Origin of the sequence: Sphingomonas sp., assembly GCF_029239295.1 — a bacterium.
Classification (GTDB): Bacteria; Pseudomonadota; Alphaproteobacteria; order Sphingomonadales; family Sphingomonadaceae; genus Sphingomonas.
Map to the genome: position 1 here is coordinate 1 of NZ_JAQZBC010000004.1, position 23,609 is coordinate 23,609.

25 protein-coding genes are annotated in these 23,609 nt (G+C 65.0%); 14 read left to right on the forward strand and 11 right to left on the reverse strand.

From position 1 onward, the window contains the following. Nucleotides 1–301: 301 nt before the first annotated feature. The 6 genes from K0S66_RS04900 to K0S66_RS04925 all read left to right on the forward strand — a co-directional run bounded on the left by K0S66_RS04900 (nucleotide 302) and on the right by K0S66_RS04925 (nucleotide 5,289). Nucleotides 302–943 (forward strand): DUF969 domain-containing protein, encoded by a 642-nt coding sequence (locus K0S66_RS04900; RefSeq protein WP_301074044.1) that lies wholly within the window; start codon nucleotides 302–304, stop codon nucleotides 941–943. Further along, the gene (locus K0S66_RS04905; protein WP_301074045.1) at nucleotides 940–1,842 is read left to right on the forward strand and encodes a DUF979 domain-containing protein; all 903 of its coding nucleotides are present in this window, start codon (nucleotides 940–942) and stop codon (nucleotides 1,840–1,842) included. Before K0S66_RS04900 ends, K0S66_RS04905 begins: the two co-directional genes overlap by 4 nt. Then, nucleotides 1,839–2,822 carry a DUF2891 domain-containing protein gene (locus K0S66_RS04910; RefSeq protein WP_301074046.1) on the forward strand — a complete coding sequence of 328 codons (984 nt, stop codon included), beginning with the start codon at nucleotides 1,839–1,841 and terminating at the stop codon, nucleotides 2,820–2,822. The genes K0S66_RS04905 and K0S66_RS04910 overlap by 4 nt, the downstream gene beginning before the upstream one ends. Nucleotides 2,823–2,886: 64 nt before the next feature. Next, nucleotides 2,887–3,822, forward strand: a complete 936-nt coding sequence (locus tag K0S66_RS04915; protein ID WP_301074047.1) for a nitronate monooxygenase — start codon at nucleotides 2,887–2,889, stop codon at nucleotides 3,820–3,822. Between the two features lie 13 nt (nucleotides 3,823–3,835). Beyond that, nucleotides 3,836–4,627: an enoyl-CoA hydratase/isomerase family protein gene (locus K0S66_RS04920; RefSeq protein ID WP_301074048.1), complete on the forward strand. Its 792-nt coding sequence runs from the start codon at nucleotides 3,836–3,838 to the stop codon at nucleotides 4,625–4,627. 104 nt (nucleotides 4,628–4,731) lie between these two features. Beyond that, nucleotides 4,732–5,289: a thermonuclease family protein gene (locus K0S66_RS04925; RefSeq protein ID WP_301074049.1), complete on the forward strand. Its 558-nt coding sequence runs from the start codon at nucleotides 4,732–4,734 to the stop codon at nucleotides 5,287–5,289. A gap of 41 nt (nucleotides 5,290–5,330) precedes the next feature. On the opposite strand, the gene K0S66_RS04930 is transcribed toward K0S66_RS04925, so the two are convergent. After that, entirely contained in the window at nucleotides 5,331–5,609 is a 279-nt protein-coding gene (locus tag K0S66_RS04930; protein ID WP_301074050.1) for a chorismate mutase, read from the reverse strand. 66 nt (nucleotides 5,610–5,675) lie between these two features. On the opposite strand from K0S66_RS04930, the gene K0S66_RS04935 reads away from it, so the two are divergent. Then, nucleotides 5,676–6,686, forward strand: coding sequence for a polyprenyl synthetase family protein (locus K0S66_RS04935; RefSeq protein WP_301074051.1), 1,011 nt, complete (start codon nucleotides 5,676–5,678; stop codon nucleotides 6,684–6,686). Between the two features lie 42 nt (nucleotides 6,687–6,728). Here the strand turns inward: K0S66_RS04935 and K0S66_RS04940 are convergent, their stop codons facing one another. Next, a complete protein-coding gene (locus K0S66_RS04940) occupies nucleotides 6,729–7,730 on the reverse strand; it encodes a cation diffusion facilitator family transporter (RefSeq protein WP_301074052.1) in 1,002 nt (333 codons plus the stop codon). A gap of 93 nt (nucleotides 7,731–7,823) precedes the next feature. Here K0S66_RS04940 and K0S66_RS04945 point away from each other — a divergent pair, with 93 nt between their 5' ends. Continuing rightward, entirely contained in the window at nucleotides 7,824–9,008 is a 1,185-nt protein-coding gene (locus tag K0S66_RS04945; protein ID WP_301074053.1) for a glycosyltransferase, read from the forward strand. Nucleotides 9,009–9,082: 74 nt separating this feature from the next. Here K0S66_RS04945 and ctrA read toward each other — a convergent pair whose 3' ends face one another. From ctrA to K0S66_RS04960, 3 genes are all read right to left on the reverse strand, one after another. Continuing rightward, nucleotides 9,083–9,781: a response regulator transcription factor CtrA gene (ctrA, locus tag K0S66_RS04950; RefSeq protein WP_301074054.1), complete on the reverse strand. Its 699-nt coding sequence runs from the start codon at nucleotides 9,779–9,781 to the stop codon at nucleotides 9,083–9,085. 95 nt (nucleotides 9,782–9,876) lie between these two features. Beyond that, nucleotides 9,877–10,971 carry an AI-2E family transporter gene (locus K0S66_RS04955; RefSeq protein ID WP_301074055.1) on the reverse strand — a complete coding sequence of 365 codons (1,095 nt, stop codon included), beginning with the start codon at nucleotides 10,969–10,971 and terminating at the stop codon, nucleotides 9,877–9,879. Nucleotides 10,972–11,023: 52 nt separating this feature from the next. Continuing rightward, on the reverse strand, nucleotides 11,024–11,611 hold the full coding sequence (locus K0S66_RS04960) for an isochorismatase family cysteine hydrolase (RefSeq protein WP_301074056.1): 588 nt from the start codon (nucleotides 11,609–11,611) through the stop codon (nucleotides 11,024–11,026). 366 nt (nucleotides 11,612–11,977) lie between these two features. Between K0S66_RS04960 and K0S66_RS04965 the strand changes: the two genes are divergently transcribed. Genes K0S66_RS04965 through K0S66_RS04975 form a run of 3 tightly spaced genes read left to right on the forward strand, consistent with a single transcriptional unit; the run spans nucleotide 11,978 to nucleotide 14,453 of the window. Next, entirely contained in the window at nucleotides 11,978–13,228 is a 1,251-nt protein-coding gene (locus K0S66_RS04965; RefSeq protein WP_301074057.1) for a lipoprotein-releasing ABC transporter permease subunit, read from the forward strand. A 7-nt stretch (nucleotides 13,229–13,235) separates the two neighbouring features. Further along, nucleotides 13,236–13,913, forward strand: a complete 678-nt coding sequence (locus K0S66_RS04970; protein ID WP_301074058.1) for an ABC transporter ATP-binding protein — start codon at nucleotides 13,236–13,238, stop codon at nucleotides 13,911–13,913. Between the two features lie 60 nt (nucleotides 13,914–13,973). Beyond that, nucleotides 13,974–14,453 (forward strand): glutathione peroxidase, encoded by a 480-nt coding sequence (locus tag K0S66_RS04975; RefSeq protein WP_301074059.1) that lies wholly within the window; start codon nucleotides 13,974–13,976, stop codon nucleotides 14,451–14,453. A 73-nt stretch (nucleotides 14,454–14,526) separates the two neighbouring features. Here K0S66_RS04975 and K0S66_RS04980 read toward each other — a convergent pair whose 3' ends face one another. Continuing rightward, nucleotides 14,527–15,108: a DUF308 domain-containing protein gene (locus tag K0S66_RS04980; RefSeq protein WP_301074061.1), complete on the reverse strand. Its 582-nt coding sequence runs from the start codon at nucleotides 15,106–15,108 to the stop codon at nucleotides 14,527–14,529. A 94-nt stretch (nucleotides 15,109–15,202) separates the two neighbouring features. Here K0S66_RS04980 and dnaE point away from each other — a divergent pair, with 94 nt between their 5' ends. Further along, nucleotides 15,203–18,709: a DNA polymerase III subunit alpha gene (gene dnaE, locus K0S66_RS04985; RefSeq protein ID WP_301074062.1), complete on the forward strand. Its 3,507-nt coding sequence runs from the start codon at nucleotides 15,203–15,205 to the stop codon at nucleotides 18,707–18,709. Continuing rightward, nucleotides 18,706–19,551 carry a transporter gene (locus K0S66_RS04990; protein WP_301074063.1) on the forward strand — a complete coding sequence of 282 codons (846 nt, stop codon included), beginning with the start codon at nucleotides 18,706–18,708 and terminating at the stop codon, nucleotides 19,549–19,551. The genes dnaE and K0S66_RS04990 overlap by 4 nt, the downstream gene beginning before the upstream one ends. A 15-nt stretch (nucleotides 19,552–19,566) precedes the next feature. On the opposite strand, the gene K0S66_RS04995 is transcribed toward K0S66_RS04990, so the two are convergent. The 5 genes from K0S66_RS04995 to K0S66_RS05015 all read right to left on the reverse strand — a co-directional run bounded on the left by K0S66_RS04995 (nucleotide 19,567) and on the right by K0S66_RS05015 (nucleotide 22,415). Then, nucleotides 19,567–20,646 (reverse strand): PA0069 family radical SAM protein, encoded by a 1,080-nt coding sequence (locus K0S66_RS04995; protein WP_301074064.1) that lies wholly within the window; start codon nucleotides 20,644–20,646, stop codon nucleotides 19,567–19,569. 142 nt (nucleotides 20,647–20,788) lie between these two features. Beyond that, nucleotides 20,789–20,995 (reverse strand): DUF2842 domain-containing protein, encoded by a 207-nt coding sequence (locus K0S66_RS05000; RefSeq protein WP_301074065.1) that lies wholly within the window; start codon nucleotides 20,993–20,995, stop codon nucleotides 20,789–20,791. After that, the gene (locus tag K0S66_RS05005; RefSeq protein WP_301074066.1) at nucleotides 20,992–21,543 is read right to left on the reverse strand and encodes a 5-formyltetrahydrofolate cyclo-ligase; all 552 of its coding nucleotides are present in this window, start codon (nucleotides 21,541–21,543) and stop codon (nucleotides 20,992–20,994) included. Before K0S66_RS05005 ends, K0S66_RS05000 begins: the two co-directional genes overlap by 4 nt. A 183-nt stretch (nucleotides 21,544–21,726) precedes the next feature. Further along, on the reverse strand, nucleotides 21,727–22,209 hold the full coding sequence (gene zapA / locus K0S66_RS05010; RefSeq protein ID WP_301074067.1) for a cell division protein ZapA: 483 nt from the start codon (nucleotides 22,207–22,209) through the stop codon (nucleotides 21,727–21,729). Continuing rightward, nucleotides 22,209–22,415 (reverse strand): hypothetical protein, encoded by a 207-nt coding sequence (locus tag K0S66_RS05015; protein ID WP_301074068.1) that lies wholly within the window; start codon nucleotides 22,413–22,415, stop codon nucleotides 22,209–22,211. Before K0S66_RS05015 ends, zapA begins: the two co-directional genes overlap by 1 nt. 136 nt (nucleotides 22,416–22,551) lie before the next feature. On the opposite strand from K0S66_RS05015, the gene gap reads away from it, so the two are divergent. Then, complete coding sequence (gap, locus tag K0S66_RS05020; RefSeq protein ID WP_301074281.1) at nucleotides 22,552–23,559, forward strand: type I glyceraldehyde-3-phosphate dehydrogenase; 1,008 nt, start codon at nucleotides 22,552–22,554, stop codon at nucleotides 23,557–23,559. Nucleotides 23,560–23,609: the final 50 nt, after the last annotated feature.

Genomic DNA, 23,609 nt, shown 5'->3' on the forward strand with positions numbered 1-23,609 from the left:
CACCATGCGCCGCACCAACAGGTCGGACACATGGCCGCACCAACCAGCATTGCAGAGCAGATGTTCAAGCTTGCCAACGGAGGGCCGTCCACACATGGGCGGTTCCTGCCGGCCCGCTTTCACGAGCGGTGACGGTTATAAAGCATTGCAGCATCTGATCGGTAAGCACCTATCACACCGAAGCCCCTGACGCCGCTTCGGGCTTGTCCCGGCCTCGCGGCTGCCGCACAGATCGGCGGATGGTTTCCATGACATGGCGGCGCCCGGGGCGGCGGCGGAGTGACGCTCGGGGCGTGGCCTGATGCTCGTCCTCGCCGGCATCGCGATCATCGCGCTCGGCTTCCTCTTGCGCTTCAATCCGATGTTGGTGATCGCTGCCTCTGCGCTCGTCACCGGGCTGGCCGCGGGCATCGATCCGCTCGCGATTCTCGCCGCGTTTGGCAAGGCGTTCAACGACACGCGCTACGTTACCGCCATCTATATCGTGCTTCCCGTCATCGGTCTGCTGGAGCGCAACGGCTTGCAGGCACGCGCGCGCTCACTGGTGGGCGGGCTGAAGGGGCTGACGACCGGGCGGCTGCTAATGGCCTATCTCGCCTTTCGCCAGATCACGGCCGCGCTTGGCCTCACCTCCGTTGCCGGGCCGGCGCAGACCGTCCGCCCGCTGATTGCGCCCATGGCAGAGGCCGCGGCGGGGCAGGCGCATGATCCCGAAAAGGTGAAGGCGATGGCCGCCGCCACCGACAATATCGGGCTGTTCTTCGGCGAGGACATCTTCATCGCGATCGGATCGATCCTGCTGATGAAGGGCGTGCTGGAGGGCTACGGCATCTTCGTCGAGCCACTGCACATGTCGGTCTGGGCGATCCCCACCGCAATCGCCGCCTTCGCCATCCACGGCACGCGGCTGTGGCTGCTCGATCGCAAGGCGCGCCGCGCATGATCGGGCTGAACTTCGTCTATCTCGTCGCGGGGCTCACCTTCCTCGCCTTCGCGATCCTGTCTTTCACCGAGCGGCGCTGGGCCAACACCGGCTTCTACGGGCTGGTGGCGACGAGCTTCCTCGCCGGCGACTGGCTGGGCGACATCGGCAACGGTGTGCTCGTCCTCGCGCTGGTGGCGATCGCGGCGAGCGGGCGGATGAAGCGCCGCATACCCGCCGGTGAGCCCGCGGCGCGCGGCGCGATGGTGTTCGTGCCCGCGCTGGTGATCCCGGCGACCGCGCTGATCGGCACCTTCGTATTCAAGCAATTCCCGGCCGTGTTCGACGGCAAGCAGGCAACCTTGGTGGCGCTGGCGGCAGGCGTGCTGCTGGCGCTTGCGCTTTGCTACGCCTGGCTCCGGCCCGCGCCGGCCGAGCCGTTCCGCGCTGGCCGTGCATTGATGGACGATATCGGCTGGGCCGCGGTGCTGCCGCAGATGCTGGCGAGCCTCGGCGCGGTCTTCGCGCTGGCGGGCGTCGGCGAGGTGGTCGGCCGGCTGGTCGGTGTCGTCATCCCCACCGGCAGCGTGCTCGGCGCCGTGCTCGCCTTCGGGCTCGGCATGGCGCTGTTCACGATGGTGATGGGCAATGCCTTTGCCGCTTTTCCGGTGATGGCCGCGGCGGTCGGCATTCCGCTTCTGGTCCAGGCCTATGGCGCGGATCCCGCACCGGTCGCGGCGGTCGGCATGCTGGCGGGCTTCTGCGGCACGCTGATGACGCCGATGGCGGCGAACTTCAATCTCGTGCCCGCCGCACTGCTTGAGCTGAAGGATCGCAACGGCGTGATCCGTGCGCAGGTGCCGACGGCGCTGCCGCTGCTCGTGTTCAATGTGCTTTTGTTGTGGTGGATTGTTGCATGACCCTGACGCCCGATGTCGCCGCCGGCTTCGCCCGGCTAACGCTGGGCCACGTCGGGCAGCGTTATCCCTTCAAGCTTGATCAGGTGCTGACCGGGCCGGAGGATCTGCGCGAGCCGCATGAAATCCACCCGATCTTTCACGGTAGTTTCGATTGGCACAGCTGCGTCCACGGCTGGTGGCAGCTGCTGACGATCGCGCGGCTGTTCCCGGATCTGCCTGAGGCCGCCGAGATCCACCGCCGCACAGACGAGATGCTGGTGCCGGAGAAGGTCGCCGGCGAACTGGCGGTGCTGGCGCGGCCGTACGCCGCCGGCTTCGAGCGGCCGTATGGCTGGGCCTGGGCGCTGGCGCTGCATGGCGAAGCGGGGCGGCATGACGCGGGCTGGGGCGCGGCGCTTGAGCCACTCGCGCGCGCCTTTGCCGAGCGCTTTCACCAGCATTTGCCCAAACTCACCTATCCGATCCGCGTCGGCACCCACTACAACACCGCCTTCGCGCTGACGCTCGCGCGCGACTGGGGCCTGACGCATGATGCCGTGCTGGTGACGCTGATCGACGCGCGCGCGCGCGACTGGTTCGGCGAGGATCGCGGCTGCCAGGCATGGGAGCCGGGCGGCGACGAATTCCTGTCCTCCGCCTTGTGCGAGGCGCTGCTGATGAGCCGCGTGCTCGGCGACGGCTTCGCCGGCTGGTTCGACGTCTTTCTGCCGGAGGCCGTGGCCGGTCGCCCGCAAAGCCTGTTCACCCCCGCCGTGGTCTCGGATCGCAGCGACGGGAAGATCGCGCATCTCGACGGCCTCAATCTCAGCCGCGCGTGGTGCTGGCGCTCGATCGCGGCCGCGCTGCCGACGCATCCGATCGCGCCGGTAGCGCGTGCGGCGGCGGACGATCACCTGGGCGCCAGCCTGGCGCATCTCGCCGACGATTACATGGGCACGCACTGGCTGGCGACCTTTGCGCTCCTCGCACTCACTGTTTGAAAGGGGCTAGCGTCAAGGCGCTGCTCGTGCGAACCCGACCTTCAAATTGGGACGGGAGAGGAAGATGGCGTTGACGACGCGCATCACGGAAATGCTCGGGATCGAGAAACCGATCATCCAGGCGGCGATGGGCTGGATCGCCCGATCGCATCTGTCATCGGCCGTGTCGAACGCCGGCGGCATGGGGATCATCGAGACCTCGTCGGGCGATCTGGAGGCCGTGCGCGGCGAAATCCTGAAAATGCGAGAGCTGACCGACAAGCCGTTCGGCGTGAACGTCGCGCAGGCGTTCGTGCGCGATCCGGGCATCGTCCAGTTCGTGATCGATCAGGGCATCCGCTTCGTCACCACCTCGGCGGGTGACCCGATGAAATATACCGGCATGCTGAAGGCGGCGGGCCTCACCGTGTTCCACGTCGTCCCCAGCCTCGCGGGCGCGCTGCGCGCGGTGGAGGCGGGCGTCGATGGCCTGATCGTCGAAGGCGGCGAGGGTGGCGGTTTCAAGAACGCCAAGGACGTCTCTACCATGGTGCTGGTGCCCCAAGTGGTGGAAGCCGTCGACGTGCCGGTCGTCGCCGCCGGCGGGATCATGGACGGGCGGACGATGGCCGCGGCCTTTGCGCTGGGTGCGGAGGGCGTGCTGATGGGCACGCGCATCCTGTCCTCGGCCGAAAGCCCGGTGCACGAGAATTGGAAGACGGCGATCTTGGAGGCGGACTCGACCGACACCGTGTTCCTCAACCGCAGCGGCCCCGGCCCGGCGCTCCGCGCGCTGCGCACCGAACGCACGACGCGGATCGAGAAGGAAGGGACGTCCAACATCTTCGGCGAATTCGCCGATACCCAAGCGGTCTATTTCGGCGGCGATCTGGAGGCTGGCATCGCGCTCACTGGTCAGGTCGCCGGCCGCATCCGCGACGTGAAGCCGATCGCGCAGATCTTCGATGAGACGATGGCGGAATATGAAGCGACGGTCGCGCGCCTGTCGCGGTCCGCGTGAGGGGAGAGGAAGAATGAGCGAAGACGTAACCTATGAAGTGTCCGACGGCGTCGCCACGCTGACGCTGAACCGCCCGGAGCGGATGAACACCATCTCCGGCCCGATGCTGGACGAGCTGACCCGCCTCTTGGTTAAGGCGGGCGAGGATCGCGAGGTGCGGGTGATCGTGCTGACCGGCACCGGCCGCGCCTTTTGCGCCGGGCTGGATCTGAATGCCGCCTCGCAGGGCGAGGGGATCGGCTCTTCGTCGGCCACCTTCGGCGCGACGATCGACCTGCGCAACACGCCGCCAACGGTGCTTCACGCGCTCGACAAGCCGGTGATCGCAGCGCTCAACGGCTCGGCCGCCGGCTATGGCATGGATCTGGCGCTGGGCTGCGACATCCGCGTGATGGCGGCGGAGGCGAAGCTCGCTGCGGCCTTCGTGAAGCGCGGCGTACTGCCCGAATCGGGCGGCACCTGGTTCCTGCCGCGGATGATCGGCTGGGCCAAGGCGGCGGAGATCGTCTTCACCGGCCGCACGCTGTCCGCCGAAGATTGCCTCAAGGAACGCCTCGTCAACGAAGTCGTGCCGGCCGATCAGGTCGCCGCCCGCGCCCGGGAGCTGGCGCTGGAGATCGCTGCCAATGCGCCGATGGCGGTGCAGGGCGCCAAGCGGCTGATGCGTATGGGCATGGAGGAAACCTTCGATACCCATGTGCAGCACGTCTATCTTCAGCTGCTGCCCTTGTTCCAGAGCCAGGATTTCCGCGAGGGCATGGCAAGCTTCCTTGAGAAGCGCCCGGCGATGTTCACCGGAAAATAAACGTATCAAAACGGCGTCGCGGATACCGTCCCGCGGCGCCGATTGCGCGCGTTAACGATGACGGTTGATCGATCGCTTACCATCGGCAGGCACGAGCTTGCCTCATGCGCCATGATCGTTCCTTCCACCGCACCGCTCGTCGCCAGGCGACACCGATCTCCTTCTGGCCGGCGCAGCGGCGGCGGCGGAAGAAGCTGCCGTTTGTGGCGGCGCTGTTGGTGGCAATTGCCACCGGGCTGGCCTCCGGCGTGTGGCTTGTTCCCGATGCGACCATGCCGGGCGCTGCCACCTCGACCAGCAGCGCCGGGGCGGCAGTTCGCCACTTCTCCCTGTGCCACACGGGCGGGGGCGAGAATTGCGTGGTCGATGGCGACACGATCTGGATCGGCGGCGAGAAGGTGCGCCTGGCCGATATAGACACGCCTGAAACGCATCCGCCGCGCTGTGCCGAGGAGGCGGCGCTCGGCGAGCAGGCCACCCACCGGTTGCAGGAACTGCTCAACGCCGGCCCTGTCACGCTGGCTGACGCCGATCGCGCCACCGACCGTTATGGCCGACGTCTCGCCATCGTCACGCGTAATGGCCAATCGCTGGGTGACGCGCTGGTCGAAGAAGGACTGGCCCGCCCGTGGGAGGGACGCCGCCGGCCCTGGTGCAACTGATCCGGCGCGTCCGTCCTGATCGCGGGCTGCACGCCGAATTGTCAGCCGCGCAGCCGCTCATGGTGACGGATCACTTCATCGATGATGAAGCGCAGGAATTTCTCGCTGAATTCGGGATCGAGCTCGGCTTCCTCGGCCAAGGCGCGCAGCCGGGCAATCTGCGCGTCTTCGCGGCCGGGGTCTGCCGGGGGCAGACCGGCCTCGGCCTTGTGACGCCCGACAGCCTGGGTCACCTTGAACCGTTCGGCGAGCAGGCAGACGAGCGCTGCATCGATATTGTCGATGCTCTTGCGATAGCCCCTCAGCACCTCGTCTGTCATTCGCGCCCTCCCATGACGTTCCCCGCAGTTGCGGCCTTGCTCGCGCGTCCGTAGAGGCTGTCGCAGATGAGCGCCACCGTCCAACGCCTTGCCGGCACCCAGCCGTCGCTAGACCCGATGATTCACCTCGTCGCGGAAGACATGCTTCGCGTGAATGATGCGATCCGTAACCGGATGACGTCGCAGATACCGCTGATCCCCGAACTCGCCGGTCATCTGATCGCCGGGGGCGGCAAGCGGATGCGCCCGATGCTGACGCTCGCGAGCGCGCAGCTGGTCGGCTATTCGGGCAGCAAGCATCACGGGCTCGCCGCTGCGGTCGAATTCATCCACACCGCGACGCTGCTGCACGATGACGTGGTCGATGGATCGGACCTGCGGCGCGGCAAGCGCACTGCCAACACCATCTGGGGCAATCCCGCTAGCGTGCTGGTGGGCGATTTCCTTTTTTCGCGCTCGTTCGAGTTGATGGTGGAATCGGGCAGCCTGCGCGCGCTGAAGATCCTGTCCAACGCCAGCGCTGTGATCGCCGAGGGTGAGGTGAACCAGCTGACCGCCGCCCGCCGCGTTGATCTGGGCGAGGATCGTTACCTCGAAATCATCAATGCGAAGACTGCTGCGCTGTTTGCGGCGGCCTGCCGCATTGCTGCGGTTGTGGCGGATCGCTCCGACGCGGAGGAGACCGCGCTCGACGCTTACGGACGGAACCTGGGTATCGCGTTTCAGCTGGTCGACGACGCGATCGACTATACCTCTGACGCGGGCACCATGGGCAAGGACGCGGGCGACGACTTCCGCGAGGGAAAGATGACGCTTCCGGTCATCCTTGCATATGCGCGCGGTGACGCGGAGCAGCGCGCCTTCTGGAAAGATGCGGTGGAGGGTCGGCGCGACAGCGACGAGGATTTCGCGCAGGCGATCGCCCTGGTCCGGTCGAGCCATGCGGTGGACGATACGATGGCGCGCGCGCGCCATTATGGGCAGCAGGCGATCGACGCGATCGCGCCGTTCCCCGCGGGCGCGGCAAAGGACGCCATGATCGAGGCGGTCGAGTTCGCGGTGGCGCGCGCCTATTGAGGCGCCCGAGTCGCAGTCGCTGCGGCTAATCGTTACTGACGGCTAGACCGCCCCGTGCGGCTCCAGCACGCAAGGGGCCTCGCCCGTTTCGACCTGAAGCGTCGCGTGACCGATGTTGAAGCGCTGACGCAGCATGTCCTGCGCCTCCGCGAGGAAGGCGTCACCGGGGTGACCCGCCGGCATCAATAGGTGCGCGGTCAGCACCGGTTCGGTCGTCGACATCGGCCAGATGTGCAGATCGTGGACCTGGATCACGCCCGGCAGTTCGCCCAGCGCGCCCCGCACACGATCATAATCGATTGCGCGGGGAACGGCGGCGAGACTCATCTCCACTGTCTCGCGCAGCAGCCCCCATGTCTGCCAGAAAATCAGCGCAGCGATGACGATGCTGACGACCGGGTCGATCCAGCCGAAGCCCGACATCCAGATGCCGATGCCGGCGATCACAACGCCTGCGGATACGGCCGCGTCGGCGAGCATGTGGAGATAGGCGCCGCGAATGTTCACGTCGCCCTTGCGCCCGCGGGCGAACAGCCAGGCCGTCAGGCCGTTGATCAGTATGCCTACCGCCGCCACCGCTGAAATCGTCAGGCCCGGCACCGGCGCCGGATCCGCAAAGCGTTGCGCGGCCTCAAGCACGATCGCGCCAAGCGCGACGAGCAACAGCAGCGCATTCGCCAGTGCCGCGAGGATCGTCGATCCCTTCAGCCCGTAGGTAAATCGCTTCGACGGCGGGGTGCGGGCCAGCGCTGCTCCTGCCCAGGCCACAGCCAGGCCGAGAACATCCGAAAGATTATGCCCGGCATCCGCCAGCAGCGCGACCGAGCCCGTCCATAGGCCGGCACCCGCCTCCGCCACCACGTAGATCAGGTTCAGCCCAATGCCGATCGCAAATGCCCGGTCCCAGGATGCTGGCGGCTCGGGATGATGGTGATGCCCGTGCCCGTGCCCGTGTCCGTGGCTATGCCCGTGGCCGTGATCCTGATCAGCGCCGTGGCCACCGGTTGCCGTATGCGCGTGTCCGTGGTGATGCGCGTGACCCATGCGCTATCGTCTAGCAGCGGCCTGATCCGGTGACCAGAAGGGGCCAAAACGATGCCTACGTGGCCTTAACGTCTGGGCTGTAAGGGGAAGTTGATGCTTCGTGTACTAACGCTTTCCAGCCTGTTCCCCGACCAGACGCGGCCCAATTTTGGTGTGTTCGTGGAGCGCCAGACGCTGGGGCTTGCCGCTGCAGAGGACGTGGCCGTCAGGGTCGTTGCGCCGATCGGCATGCCGCCCTGGCCCGTGCGCCTGCATCGTCAATATCGCTCATTTGCGGGCGTGCCCACCGCCGAGACCTGGAAGGGGATGCAGGTGCAGCGGCCCCGATTCACCACCTGGCCGGGAACACAGGGCCGGTTCCATGTGGCCGCCCTGACGCGAGCGCTGATCCCGCTGCTTGATGACATGCGCCGGGACTTCCCCTTCGATGTGATCGACGCGTCCTTCTTCTTCCCCGATGGCCCGGCAGCAATCACGCTGGGCAAGCGGTATGGCGTCCCTGTGTCGATCAAGGCGCGCGGCGCGGACATCCATTTCTGGGGAACACAGTCCGCGACGGCGGCTTCTGTCGTGGCGGCAGGAAGGGCAGCGGACGGGCTGCTCGCGGTTTCGGGCGCAATGCGGGACGACATGGTCTCGGCCGGCATGCTCAGTGAGCGCATCCGCGTGCATCATACCGGGGTTGATCTAGACCGCTTTGCGCCGCTTGACCGATGCATTGCCAAGACCAGGTTTGGGGTGGAAGGGCCGCTGATCGTCTCGGTCGGGGCGCTGATCCCACGCAAGGGGCATGAGATTGTCGCCCGCGCGATGCAAAGCGTGCCGGACGCGACGCTGTTGATCGCCGGGGAGGGCCCGTCACGTGTCGCGATCCAGGCCGCCGCCGCCAGCGCCGGGGTTGCCGACAGGGTGCGCCTGCTCGGATCAGTGCCGCACCGGGACTTGCCCTCGCTGATGGCGGCGGCAGACGTGATGGCGCTTGCCTCATCCTCGGAGGGGCTGGCCAATGCCTGGGTGGAGGCGCTGGCCTGTGGCACGCCGATCGTGATCACGGCCGCGGGCGGGGCACAGGAAGTGGTGACTGACCCCACCGCCGGGCGGATCGTGGAGCGAGACGCAGGCGCCTTGGCGGGGGCGATCAACGACCTTCTGACTGCCGCCGTACCGGCCGAGCAGGTCCGGGCACATGCTGCAGGATTTACCTGGAGCGCAAATACGGCGGCGCTCCGCGATCATCTGCTGGATCTGGTTGCACGCAAACGCGCCGCGGCAGCCTGACGGGCCGGATAGACAAATAAAAAGCCGCGGCGCCCCCCGACGCCGCGGCTTCTTTCCCCATATTATGGGAAGCGTCAGGCGACCTTGGCGGGCACCTCGTCGAGTTCGCGCAGCACGTAGCCGCGGCCCCAGACCGTTTCGATGTAATTTTCGCCTTCGCACGCCATGCTGAGCTTCTTGCGCAGCTTGCAGATAAAGACGTCGATGATCTTGAGTTCGGGCTCATCCATGCCGCCATAGAGATGGTTCAGGAACATCTCCTTGGTCAGCGTCGTGCCCTTGCGGAGCGACAGCAGCTCCAGCATCGCATATTCCTTGCCCGTCAGGTGAACGCGCGCGCCATCGACCTCGACGGTCTTGGCATCAAGGTTCACCGAGAGCTTGCCGGTGCGGATCACCGACTGGGAATGCCCCTTGGACCGGCGGATCACGGCGTGGATGCGCGCTACCAGTTCCTCGCGATGGAACGGCTTGGTCACGTAATCATCCGCGCCGAAGCCGAAGCTGCGGATCTTGGAGTCCATCTCGTTCACGCCGGACAGGATCAGCACCGGCGTAGACACTCGCGCAACGCGCAGCTTCTTCAGCACGTCATAGCCGTGCATATCCGGCAGGTTCAGGTCGAGCAGGATGATATCGTAATCGTAGAGCTTGCCGAGGTCCAAACCCTCTTCGCCCAGATCCGTCGAATAGACGTTGAACCCTTCGGCCGAAAGCATCAGGTCGATGGCCTTGGCGGTCGTCGGCTCGTCCTCGATCAACAGCACGCGCATACGTCAGTCCCCCGTTTGCGAGCGTGCGGTTGAACGACACACCCCAAGCGATCCATTAACCATTCAACATCTGAACGCAAAAGGTAAATAAGACATTAATCCAGCTTTTCCGGCGAGTCGCGCTGATTTCCAGCGGAGTCGAAAAGTGTCCGGTGCCGCGAACGAGGGATATGCTCGCCCAGCGTATCACGCAGATAGAGGCTGCGGATCAGGGTGTAGACCACCACCAGGATAGCGGCCGAGAAGAACAGGCCGAACAAGCCAAATACCGCACCGATCGCCAGGATCGCGAAAAGCGTGATCGCCGGCGGGATCGCCACGACGCGGCTGGTGACGAAGGGCGTGATGAAGTTGGTCTGGATGACCCGGACGATTGCGAACACCCCCAGCGTCCACAGCACGTGGCTAATCGATTGAGTCGCGGCGAGGCCGAGCGCCGGCACCATTGCGGCGACCGGCCCGACATAGGGAATGAACTCACTGAGGCCGGTCAACAGGCCAAGCGCGGGAGCGGAGGGGACACCCAGCCACCAGAGGCCCAGACCGACGAGGACGCCCATGGTCGTCATCTGGATCAGCTGCGCGCGGAGCCACAGGCGAAGCGTGGAAGCGGTATCGAGAAGCGCGTCCTCGACCACCGCTCGCTTCGAGGGCGGCATCAGCAAGAGGAAGCCGCGCTCATACACCTTGGGATCCACCGCGAAGAAGATCGCCCCGACCAGGACCAGGAGAGCGTTCAGCACGAACTGCCCGGCGCCTTCCGCGATGCCGCCAATATCCTGCGCGACGCGACTACCGGCGAATGCCGCGCGCACCGCGTCGACCACCTTGGCGCCCACCGGCGATACCGATAGCTGATCGCCAATCTCGTTCAGAATGCCCGGCAATCGCGTGACGAGGACGTTGACCTGCGTCCGGAACTCGACGCCGAACAGCCAGCCCAGAAAGACGATCAGCGCTAGAACCGTGATGATCGCGGTGATCAGCGCGGGTCGTGTCGGGATACGCAGCCGCTCTTCGTAGATCTCGGCAATCGCGTGAATGACGATCGCGCCCAGGATCGATCCGAACGCGAGGATCAGCAAGTCGCCGGTGAAGTAAAGGATCGCGGTCAGGGCCGCGACGGCGACGGTCAGAAAAAGGCGACGTACAAAGCGCGCATCGTCGTCGTCGGGAGCTAGCCGGTTCATTGCCGGCAACTCTGGCAGGATCGGCAGGCTTCCGCCAGATCAGGTCAACAGATCAGCCGCGCGCGCCTGGCTGAACCTTGGGTTCGCTCACGAGCCAGTCGCTGAGCGACAAGTCGCTGGTCGGGCGGGTCTCTGCGCTCATGCCGTTTTCCATCATCTCGAGCGCCCAATGTGCGCGCTCACCATGCTGAGAGGCGACGGCATCGCTCGGCACCCACAGATCATATTCGCGCATATGAGCGTCTGCCGCAGTGAACAGGACGCAGATGTCCGCCGCAACGCCGATCAGCACAAGTCGCGAGACGCCCAGCCGCGGCAGCAGCGCGGGAAGCGTGGTGGCATAGAAGCCGGAGGATTCCGGCTTGATGACGAAATAGTCGTCCGGCCCAGGCTTCAGTTGATCGAGAAGGTCGCCGCCCTTTCCTGCGGCGACATGGGCGACCAGCTGATGCGGTTCGTCATGCCAGCGACCGTAATTGTCGTTGACGAAGATGACCGGAACGTCAGCCTCGGCAGCCTGGCGACGAAGCGAGGTAACCGGTTCCACCATATCGGCAACAGCTTGCTTCAATTTGTCCCCGCCGTCGAAGTCGAACGTATTGAGAAGGTCGATGGCGAGGATGGCGGCGTTGTTGCTCATGCCTTTCACCGTAATGGCGGCGACGTGGCGAACAACGATCTAGATCAGGACAAGATGATTTAGTGGTGCGCTTGGTTGCCGCCATTGCTGCAAAAGGAAACGCCCGGATCGTTTCCGATCCGGGCGCCTGCGTGACGATTGCTCGTCAGCCCCCTTGTGCTACCGCCCGCGCGCCTCAACCAAGAGGCGGGGCAGAAAGCTTCCCCGAACCACGGCCTTTGCCTGTGTGCCAGTAGCCTGTTGCTACGTGCTCCTTGGTTAGGCGTCCACGAAAATGAACGCCAGCTAAACAGATTGATCGGGGGCTGTGATGATTCCGCAACAGCAACGTTGCCAGTGTGAAGCCGCGCCGATAGAGCGGGGGCCATGATCCTGTCGCGCTACGAACGAATGATCGCGCGGCGCTATCTGCTTCCCGGGCGCGGCGAACGCTTCATTGTCCTCGTGGCCGGGTTCAGCCTCGGCGCGGTGATGCTGGGTGTTGCGGCGCTCGTGATCGTGATGAGCGTCATGAATGGCTTCCGGGCCGAACTGTTCGACAAGATCGTCGGGCTCAATGGCCATGCGGTGGTGCAGGGTGTCGGCGGGCGACTGACTGACTGGCGCGACGTGGTGCGCGAGGCTGATGCCACGCCGGGCGTGATCAGCGCCGTGCCGTTGGTCGAACAGCCGCTGATGTCGACCTATAACGGCCGTGTCGAGGCGGTGCTGGTGCGCGGTATGCGCGTGCAGGATATCCGGTCGAACACGACCATCGGTAGCAAGGTGATCACGGGCACGCTCAGTTCGCTGACGCCCGGGGCCGGACGCGTCGCGATCGGATCGCGGCTCGCCGAATCGCTAGGTGCGACCGTCGGTTCTGAGATCACGCTGATCAATCCGGCAGGGCAGACGACGCCGTTCGGTACAGTGCCGCGCTACGTCAACTACACGGTTTCTTCCGTGTTCGAGATCGGCGTGTACGATTTCGACAAGGCGTACGTCATCATGCCGATGGAGGATGCGCAGACGCTGCTGCTGCTCGGCGACGCGGTGGGCATGATTGAGCTGGAAACTGTGGATGCAGATCGCGTCGGCCAGATACTGGCGCCGCTGGCGCAGAAGGTCAGCCGCTTTGCCGTGATCAGCGACTGGCGCCAGATGAACGCGCAATTGTTCGAGGCGCTGGCGGTGGAGCGGATCGCGATGTTCGTGGTGCTGTGCATCATCATCCTGGTCGCGGCGTTCAACATCGCGTCCTCGCTGATCATGCTGGTACGGGCGAAGACGCGCGACATTGCCATCCTGCGCACGATGGGCGCGACGCGCGGCGCGATGATGCGGATTTTTATGACGGTGGGCGTGACGATCGGCACGCTCGGCATTGTGGCAGGCCTGGTCTTGGGCGCGCTGTTCCTGTTCTATCGCCAGGCGGTGGTGAATTTCGTTCAGTTCGTCACCGGGCAGGAGCTGTGGGATCCCTCGATCCGCTACCTGACCGAGCTCCCGTCCAAGCCGGACCCTGTGGAGATCGTTGCGATCGTGGTCATCACTGCGCTCATGACGCTGCTCGCCACCATCTACCCGGCGTTCAAGGCGGCGAGCACCGATCCGGTGCAGGTGCTGCGTTATGAGTAATTCGTCGATGACCGCCGTTCTGCAGACCGAAGGGCTTTCGCGCAGCTTCACCCAGGGCGAGGAAACGATTGAGGTGCTCCGCGGCGTCGACCTGTCGGTCGGGCCGGGAGAGATCGTCGCGCTGCTGGGCCCGTCAGGCTCGGGCAAGTCCACGCTGCTTCAGGCCGTCGGTTTGCTGGAGGGCGGCTTCGACGGCTCGATCCGCATCGCGGGGGAGGAAGCAGCGAAGCTCGACGCGAACGGACGGACGCAGGTGCGCCGCGATCAATTGGGCTTCGTGTACCAGTTCCATCACCTGTTACCCGATTTCAACGCGATCGAGAATGTCGTGCTGCCGCAGCTGATTCATGGCGCGACCACCGAGGCAGCGACGGCGCGTGCCACGACCTTGCTGACCGCGCTTGGCCTGGGCCATCGGCTGACCCACCGTCCCAGCCAATTGTCGGGCGGCGAGCAGCAGCGCGTAGCCGTGGCGCGCGCGCTGGCGAACCGGCCAGCGCTGGTGCTCGCGGATGAGCCGACCGGCAATCTCGACGAACAAACCGCCGATCGCGTGCTGGGCGAATTTCTGAAGCTGGTGCGCGGCGAGGGATCAGCGGCGTTGATCGCCACCCACAACGAACGGCTGGCGAGCAAGATGGACCGGGTGGTGCGCCTGCACGACGGCGTGATCGAGCCTGCTTGAGTTTGCTGCCGGTTTGAGGGACGCTTCGCACGAAGCAACAGGTAACAGGGAGAGGGGCTGATGGCTGCGATCACCGATTTCGAGGTGAAGACCGCGGATGGCGCAACGGCCTCGCTGGCGGACTACCGCGGCAAGGTGCTGCTGATCGTCAACACCGCCTCCAAATGCGGCTTCACCCTGCAGTATGAGGGATTGGAGACGCTGCACCGCGACTATGGCGAACGCGGGTTCGAGGTGCTTGGCTTCCCCTGCAACCAATTCGGCGCTCAGGAGCCTGGCGACGCTGCGGAAATCGCCAACTTCTGTTCGCTGACCTACGATGTGACCTTCCCGGTCTTCGCGAAGGTCGAGGTGAACGGGCCAAACGCCGATCCGCTGTTCGAACGCCTCAAGGCCGAGGCACCGGGCGTGCTCGGATCCAAGGCGATCAAGTGGAACTTCACCAAATTCCTGGTCGATCGCGAGGGAGCGGTGGTGCATCGTTATGCGCCGACGACCAAGCCCGAGGATATCCGGAAGGATATCGAAAAGCTGCTTTGACCTCAGCGCTGCTGTAGGCGGTGCAGCTCCGGCGTCGCAACGTCCGGAGCTGACTGCTCAGCTCCTCAGCCTCTCACCCCGGGAAGGTGAAGGCCGATGCATTGCTGCGATGGTCGATGCCGGCCATGATCGCGGTGATCCCGCCGAGCAGGAAGCTGATCCCCAGGATGAAGCCTGGCAGGGTGAGCGCGGACATGGGCACTGTCGCCACGATCAGCATGGCGAGCAGGATGTTGACGATCCCCAGCACGATCATCAGCCAGCGCTGGCGCCGGAAGCGGATGCCGAACACGATCTCCATCACGCCGCGCACCATCAACCAGGCTGCAACGATGACGGTCAGCGAAATGGCACCGGTCAGCGGTTGAGCCACCATGATCCCGCCGGCGACCAGCGACAAAAGCCCGAGCAGGATCGAATAAACGCGGCTTTCGGAGCCGGTGCCGCGGATGCCGGCGATCAGCGAGAACACGCCTGAAACCACGAAGCCGAAGGCGATCACCATCGTGGCGGCGAGGGTAGCGGGAAACGGCCAGATGAGCGCCGCAATGCCCAGCAGGGTAGATACCACGCCATAAGCGACTAGCCAGCCCCAGCCGCCCCCGACCCTGCCTGTGTTGCCGAACATCGTTTCGCTTTGCCGGGTGTCGGTCATGGCTGGATGCTCCTGATCCTGCGCGTCGAAAGAACGCTAGAGTGCCATCGCGCTGCCGCTGGTCGAATCAGGACAATTACGGTAGCCTTCGGTAATGCCGCATTCCGGGTTCGTTCCGCTCCGCATCTTCTCCTCCTACACGATGCTCGACGGGGCGATCGAGCCGAAGGAAATCGCCAAGCGGGCGGCCAAACGCGGCTTTCCCGCGGCTGCCCTCACCGATCGCAACGGGCTGTACGCGGCCATGGCGTTTTCCGACGCGGCGTTCGCCGAAGGGGTCCAGCCGGTCATCGGCACGATGCTGGGCGTGGCGCGTCCTGACCTGCCGGATGGGGTGGCGCCAATGGTCGACTGGCTGGCGCTCTATGCGCAGGATGAACGCGGTTACGACAATCTTTGTGAACTTGTGAGCCGCGCGCACCTCGATCGGCCAATCGATCTCGCGCCGCATGTCGACCTCGCCACTCTCGCGCGCTTCACCGATGGTCTGATCGCGCTAACGGCTGGGGGTGAGGGGACGCTGGCGCGATTGTTCGCGGAAGATCAGCCGGCACGTGCGCTCGCCTATGCGGAACGGCTCAGCGAGCTGTTCGGTGATCGGCTGTACGTCGAACTCAGTCGCCGCGGCAACGAGGTGGAGGAGCGCGCGGAAACAGCGTTGATCGACCTGGCGTACGACAAGGATCTGCCGCTCGTCGCCACCAATCCTTGCTGCTTTGCCGAGCGCGGCTTCGGGCCGGCGCACGACGCGATGTTGTGCATCGCTCACTCGACCTATGTCGAAAGCGATGACCGGCCGCGCAGCTCGCCGGACGCCTGGATGAAGCCGGCGGAGGAAATGAAGGCGCTGTTCGCGGATCTTCCGGAAGCCATCGCCAATACGTTGATCGTGGCGCAGCGCTGCGCCGTCGCCGCCCCCAAGCGCAAGCCGATCCTGCCCAGCCTTGCCGGTGATCGCGAAGGCGAGGCGACGATGCTGCGCGAACGGTCCCACGCCGGGCTGGACGCGCGGCTGAAGCGGATCGCCGAACTGGCCACGGAGCCACTCGCCGATGGCTGGCAGGATGCCTATCGAAAGCGGCTGGACTTTGAGCTGGATGTCATCATCCAGATGGGGTTCCCGGGCTACTTCCTGATCGTCGCTGACTTCATCCAATGGGCGAAGTCTAATGACATTCCGGTGGGTCCGGGGCGTGGTTCGGGCGCAGGATCGGTCGTTGCCTGGGCGTTGACGATCACTGATCTCGATCCGCTGCATCTCGGCCTGCTGTTCGAACGCTTCCTCAATCCCGAGCGCGTGTCGATGCCGGACTTTGACATCGATTTCTGCGAAACGCGGCGCGGCGAGGTGATCCGCTACGTGCAGGAGAAATACGGCCGCGATCAGGTGGCGCAGATCATCACCTTCGGTAAGCTCAAGGCACGCGCCGTTCTGAAGGACACCGGCCGTGTCCTTCAGATGAGCTACGGTCAGGTCGATCGTCTGGCCAAGCTGGTTCCCAATCACCCGACTGATCCGTGGACGCTGAAGCGCGCGATCGACGGCGTGGCCGAACTGCACCGTGAGTACGCCAACGACAATCAGGTCCGCCATCTGCTGGATTTGGCGATGCAGCTGGAGGGGTTGCCGCGCCACTCATCCACCCATGCCGCGGGTGTTGTGATCGGCGATCGTCCACTGTCGCAGCTCGTCCCGCTATATCGCGATCCGCGGTCGGACATGCCGGTCACTCAGTTCGACATGAAATATGTCGAGGGTGCGGGCCTGGTGAAGTTCGACTTCCTGGGACTGAAGACGCTGTCGGTGCTGAAGCGCGCGGTGCAGCTGCTCGACAAGCGCGGCATTCGTGTCGATCTGGATGCCCTGTCCTGGGATGACGAGGCGGTCTACGCGCTGCTCCAGAAGGGTGACACGGTTGGCGTGTTCCAGCTGGAATCGGAGGGCATGCGGCGCACGCTGTCCGCGGTGCGGCCGACGAACTTCGGCGACATCATCGCGCTCGTTTCGCTTTATCGTCCCGGCCCGATGGACAATATCCCGTCGTTCGGCCGCCGTAAGCAGGGAACGGAGGCGATCGATTATCCCCATCCGCTGCTGGAGCCGATCCTCGCCGAGACCTACGGGATTTTCGTCTATCAGGAACAGGTGATGCAGGCCGCACAGGTGCTGGCCGGCTATTCGCTCGGCGGCGCAGACCTGTTGCGGCGCGCCATGGGCAAGAAGATCAAGGCAGAGATGGACGCCCAGCGCGCGACCTTCGTCGAAGGCTGCGCGAACCATAATCAGATACCCGCCGATCGAGCGAATGCACTATTCGACTTGATCGACAAGTTCGCCGGATACGGTTTCAACAAGAGCCACGCCGCGGCCTATGCGCTGCTCGCCTATCAGACGGCGTGGCTGAAGGCGCACTACCCGCACGAATTCTTCGCGGCGTCGATGGCGTATGACATTCATCAGACCGACAAGCTGGCGATCTTCTGCGACGACATGCGTCGAATGCAGGTTCGCGTGCTGCCGCCCGACATCAATCGCAGTCAGGCCGACTTCGATGTCGAGATCGATGAGGACGGGCCAGCCGTAAGATATGCGCTGGCGGCGCTGAAATCCGTCGGCGAGGGCGCGATGGAGCGGCTGGTAGCCGAGCGTGATGCAGGCGGGCCGTTTGCCCGGCTCGACGACCTAGCCCATCGTGTCGACCCGCGGCTGATCAACAAGCGGCAGCTGGAAACGCTGGCGGCGGCCGGCGCATTCGATGAGATCGAGCCCAATCGGGCTGGCGTCCATGCCGTGGCGGAGACGATGCTGGCGGTCGCCGCGCGAACGCACGATGCCAAGATCAGCGGGCAAGGCGGACTGTTTGGTGATGCCGAGCCCGCTGGCGACGCGATCAAGCTTCCCGCATCGGCACGCTGGAGCATGTCGGAACGGATGGAGCAGGAAAAGGAAGCGTTCGGCTTCTACTTTTCCGCGCATCCGGTTGATCGGCACGCCCATCTGGCTAAATCCCACGGCGCCCGACTTTACACGGCGCTTGCCGAACTCGCGATCCCGGACGATGGAACGCGCGCCGGTGCCACCATGGCGGTTCTGGTCGAGGACGCGCGCTGGAGAACGTCGGCGCGGGGTAAGCGATATCTCATGGCAACGCTTAGCGATCAGAGCGGTCAGTTCGTCGCCACATGCTTCGACGATGCCGTGGCCGGCGATCTGGAGGAAGCGGCGCGCGCGGGTGGCTGTGGGCTCGCCACAGTCGAGCTGGACCGGCGGCCGGGCGAGGAAACGCCGCGGGTGACGGTGAAGCGCCTTCAGCCGTTCGAGACGCTTGCATCTCAGGCCAGGTTCGTCGTCGAGGTCGTGGTGCAATCCGCGTCCGCATTGCCGGCGCTAGCGGCGCTGCTTGAACATCAGCGCGGCGCGCGCGGTGAAGTGATCCTGCGGGCGCCCGTTGGTGACGACGTCGCGGCGGGCAAAGCGACGCTGTTGTTGGGCCGGGATTTCCTTCTTGATCTGGAACTGGTGCACCGGATCGAGGAACTGCCTGGCGTTGACACAGTGACATTGCGCCAGTCCGAAACACGGCTCTCGTTGGTCGGATGATGCTCTTAGGCGCGCTCCTGCTACTCGCTGCAGCCGATGCAGGGCCGCCTCCAGAGCAAGTGGAGCAGGAAGCGCGCCCTACGGTGCGGTATTCCTTGTCCCGCCCGACTCCTCCGGCGGAGCTGCGTTCGTTCAACCCCGACCGGCCGAACGTCACCGAAAGCCCCTATACGGTTGATCCGGGGCATGTTCAGCTCGAGCTGAGCGCGGCGGAATATACGCTGGGGCGTGATCGCAGCCGCACGCTGGACGTCGCCCCGGTGGAAATCCGGGTCGGCGTACTCCATCAGCTAGAACTTGAGTTGTTCTTCACGCCTTACCAGCGGGTGCGCGGCGACGACGGAGTGGAGGCCGGGATCGGCGACGAGACGCTGCTGCGCTTCAAGGTCAACCTGCAGGGGAATGACGGGGACGGCGTGGCGCTGGGAATCATTCCCTATATCAAGGTGCCGACCGGAACGGGCGGCTTGTCGAACGGCCATGTCGAGGGCGGCCTGATCTTTCCGGTGGCGGTTGATCTGCCGGGGGATTTCAACCTGGGGACGATGATAGAGGCCGATCTCGTCTATCACGACGATCAACATCAATACGGCATCGATCTGGTTCACACCGCATCGCTGGGTCACAGCATCGCCGGCCCGCTATCCGGCTACATCGAATATGTCGGCATCGTGCGGGAGGGGGCAGGCGGCGGCCGTGCGGGTGCCTATCAGGCGATTGCATCGACAGGGTTCACCTGGCTGCTCGAGGAGAATGTGATGCTCGATGCGGGTACCCGCATCGGGTTCAGCGGTGATGCCGATCGGGCGACGATCTTCCTGGGCGCTACCACCCGGTTCTGAGCGGCCACGGCCGGCTCAGCCGAACAATTCACCCTGAGCACCAGCGGGCGGCCGGAATAGATCGGTGGTCAGCCCAAGGCGCCGCGCACGGCGCGTAATGCCGTGCCGCTTGCGGGCGATGTCAAAACGGGTCCTGAGAAGGTCCGCCCACGGCCCTTGCCCGCGCATACGCGTGAAGAAGCCAGGATCATTGTCCCTGCCGCCGCGCATGGCGGCGATCGTCGCCATCACCTTGCCCGCGCGGTCCGGAAAGTGTTCGTCCAGCCATGCGCGGAATAGCGGAGCAACCTCCCAGGGCAGGCGCACCGGAATGAATGAGACGTCGAGCGCGCCCGCGGCCGCCGCGCGCGCAACGATCGTTTCTACCTCATGGTCCGTGAGCGCCGGGATGACGGGAGCCATGTTGACGTAGGTCGGAATGCCTGCGGCGGTCAGTTGCGTCACGGCCTTGAGCCGCCGTTCCGGATGCGGTGCGCGCGGTTCGATGGTCAGCCCGACGCGCGGATCAAGCGAGGTGATCGAGATGGCGACGCTAACGAGATTACGCTCGGCCATCGGCGCCAGCAGGTCGATGTCCCTGACCACCCGGTCGGATTTGGTCGTGATTACAAGCGGATGGTTGCAGGCGGCGAGCACCTCGATGATGCCGCGCATGACCTGCCATTGTGCCTCGATCGGCTGATAAGGATCGGTGTTGGTACCCAGCGCGATGGGGACGCAGCGGTAGCTGGGTTTGGCCAGTTCCTCGCGCAGCAGCCGGGGGGCATCCGGTTTCACGAAGAGCTTTGTCTCGAAGTCCAGCCCAGGGGAGAGATCGTGGAAGGCGTGGGAGGGGCGGGCGAAGCAATAGATGCAGCCATGTTCACATCCAACGTACGGATTGATGCTGCGTTCGAACGGCACGTCGGGGCTTTTGTTGTGCGAAATGATGGTCTTAGGCGACAGACGCTGGACGGTGGTGCGGGTCGCAGGCGGGGGCCCATCGATCGCGTCGCGCGCATCGAGCCAGTCGCCGTCCAACTCTCTGGAGGCGAGATTGAAGCGCTCGCTGACCGGGTTGATGGTCGCGCCGCGGTGGGGGCGTGGTTTCCGCATAATCGATTCTACGATCATGTTAGCGGAACAAAAGCGGAACAGAAAGGGTGGTTTACGGAGAGAAGCGGCCTGCTGGCGGAGAAGATCGGCCTCGTTTGATCAGCCTATGGCCAGATCGTCGGTGAGGGGCCGCCGCCGCGACTTAGCGCCAGCGGCCAGTCTCCATCCAGCGCAGCAGCGGCTTCAGCGGGGTGATCCAGATGATGCCGGTGACGACGTAAAACAGCGCCTGCACCAGCGCGTGCCACTGGCTGACGGTGTTGGAAAAGCTGACGATCAGTCCGCACCAGACGGCGATGAGGAGGAGGATGGCGAGCATCCCCACCGGCTTGCGCCAAGACGGCGTCATGAGGTGATCCATTCCTGTTCGGTGATGATCGCATGGAGCGGCACGTCCCACGGATCGGTCGGCAGCCGTTCGACCTCCTGCACCGAAAAGGCAACCCCGATGCGTCGCGCAGCCGGATGGGCGGCAAAGGCGCGATCATAGTGGCCGGCGCCCTGACCGAGCCGCGCGAGCGTTCGATCAAAGGCGACGAGCGGTGTGAGGATCAGGTCGGGCGATGCGACGCCAGCCACCGCATCCGGTTGGCGGAGGTTGAACGGGCCGGTTGTGAGCGGCGTGCCGGGTTCCCAATACAGAAAGCGCATCGGCGTTTCGTGATCGACGACATGGGGAAGCGCGATCCGGCAACCGGCCGCGATTGCAGCGTCGACCAAAGGCTGCGGGTCTGCCTCGCTTCCCACTGGCGCATAGCTGGCCACCGTCATGCCCGGCACAAGCAGCGCGGCGAGTTCCGCACGGGGTGTGATGACGGGAGGAGGTGAATCGAGCGCCTGACGCGCCGAGCGGGCGGCGCGGCGCAATGCCTGCTTGTCGAGCGGCGCTTCGTTCATGATGCGAGGAGGCGGGTGACGGGACCGCCATGGCCGTTTGCCGGGATATCCACTGACGCACGGTACGTCAGGTGGGGACCATGTACGTCGGACCAGGGTCCGGGCAGGGACAGCCCCCTTTGGATGATGAATAGCCTCAGGGATATTAAGGGCTCGTACCGGGCAGTACCCGTCACGCCTGATCTAGTCATTCCCGCCGTGTTGCTCAAGGGCCTGTGCCAAACCCTCCAGCCGTTCCGCGATGGCGACCAGCGTATCGAGATCGACGCCGCCGTCGGGCGCCGCTTCCGGCGCGGTGGACCGGGCTTCAATCCGGGCCGACTGATCGCTGAACTGCGCGGTCTGTGCGTCGAGCAGCGCGGATTGTTCCTCCAGCTGCGCCGTCTGCGCGTCGATCAGCGCGGATTGCTCCTCGATCTGCACCGATTGAGATTCGAGGCGCGCGGTCTGATCCGCCAGCGCCGCCTGCGCCTCGCTCAGTTCATCGGCGAGCATCAGCGCGGTGAGCAGCAGCGCCTGCGGGATACCGCCGTCGCCGGCCGCGCGAAGCGCCGTCGGCCAGCGTTCGGCAACGATGCCGCCGAGGCGATTCACCTCCGCCTCGCCGCCATCGCGGGTGTTCACCGTCCAGCGCGTGCCGCCGATATCGAGAGTTACGCGCGCCATCAGCGAGCGTCCGGCGCGGCGGAGGCGTCAGCGCCGTCTTGCGCCGCGACGAGCGTGTCGATGGCGGCGACCGCCTGGGCCACTTCGTCGCGCAAGGCGGCATGCCGCTTGCGCAGCGCCTCTGTCTGCTGCTCACGACTATCGATGGCTGCCTCGATGCGCCTGATCGCGGCGTGGATCCGCGTCACAGCGTCACTTTGTGTCATGCATCAGGATTAGGATCGCGGTGCCGCAACGGCAACCCCCGCGCTTCCGCGTAAACCACAGCTGTCGCTGCTCCGGTTGACGCATCATGCTTCTCTTGCAACAGCGCGCCAAAATCTGAACGAGAGGTGAGTCGGCATTATGACGAAGGTTGCGATCAACGGCTTCGGCCGCATCGGACGCTTGGTGGCACGTGCGATGCTGGAGCGGGGCGGCAGCGATCTCGAGCTGGTGACGATCAACGATCTCGCTGATGCCAAGTCGAATGCCTGGCTGTTCAGCCGCGACAGCGTCCATGGCAAGTATCCGGGCACCGTCGAGGCGGTCGGCAACGACCTGGTGATCGACGGCAAGCACATCCGCGTGACCGCAGAGCGCGACCCGGCGAACCTGCCGCACAAGGAACTGGGCGTCGACCTGGTGCTGGAGTGCACCGGCTTCTTCACCGATCGTGCATCGTGCGAGAAGCACATCGCCGCCGGCGCCAAGAAGGTGCTGATCTCCGCCCCGGGCAAGCACGTCGACCTGACCGTCGTCTATGGCGTGAACCACGACAAGCTGGAGGCCGGCCACACGATCGTGTCGAACGCATCGTGCACCACCAACTGCCTGGCGCCGGTCGCCAAGGTGCTGAATGATTCGATCGGCATCGAGCGAGGCCTGATGACCACCGTTCACGCCTATACCAACGACCAGAAGATCCTGGATCAGATCCATCCCGACCTGCGCCGTGCCCGCGCCGCGGCGATGAGCATGATCCCGACGACCACGGGCGCTGCACGTGCGGTGGGCGAAGTGCTGCCGGAGCTGAAGGGCAAGCTGGACGGTTCGGCGATCCGCGTGCCGGTGCCGGACGGCAGCCTTGTCGACCTGACCTTCACGCCGAAGCGCGACACCAGCGCCGAGGAAGTCAACGCGCTGCTGAAGGCAGCGGCGGAGGGCCCGATGAAGGGCGTGCTGCACTTCTCGGACGAGCCGCTGGTGTCGATCGACATCGTTCACACGCCCTATTCGTCGACCGTCGACAGCCTGGAAACGGCCGTGATCGACGGCAAGCTGGTGCGTGTCGTCAGCTGGTACGACAATGAGTGGGGCTTCTCCAACCGCATGGTCGACACCGCGACGCTGATGGCGAAGCTGGGCTAACACGTGTGGTCGTCCCGGCGATGTGCCGGGGCGACCAGGCGACCTGTGCA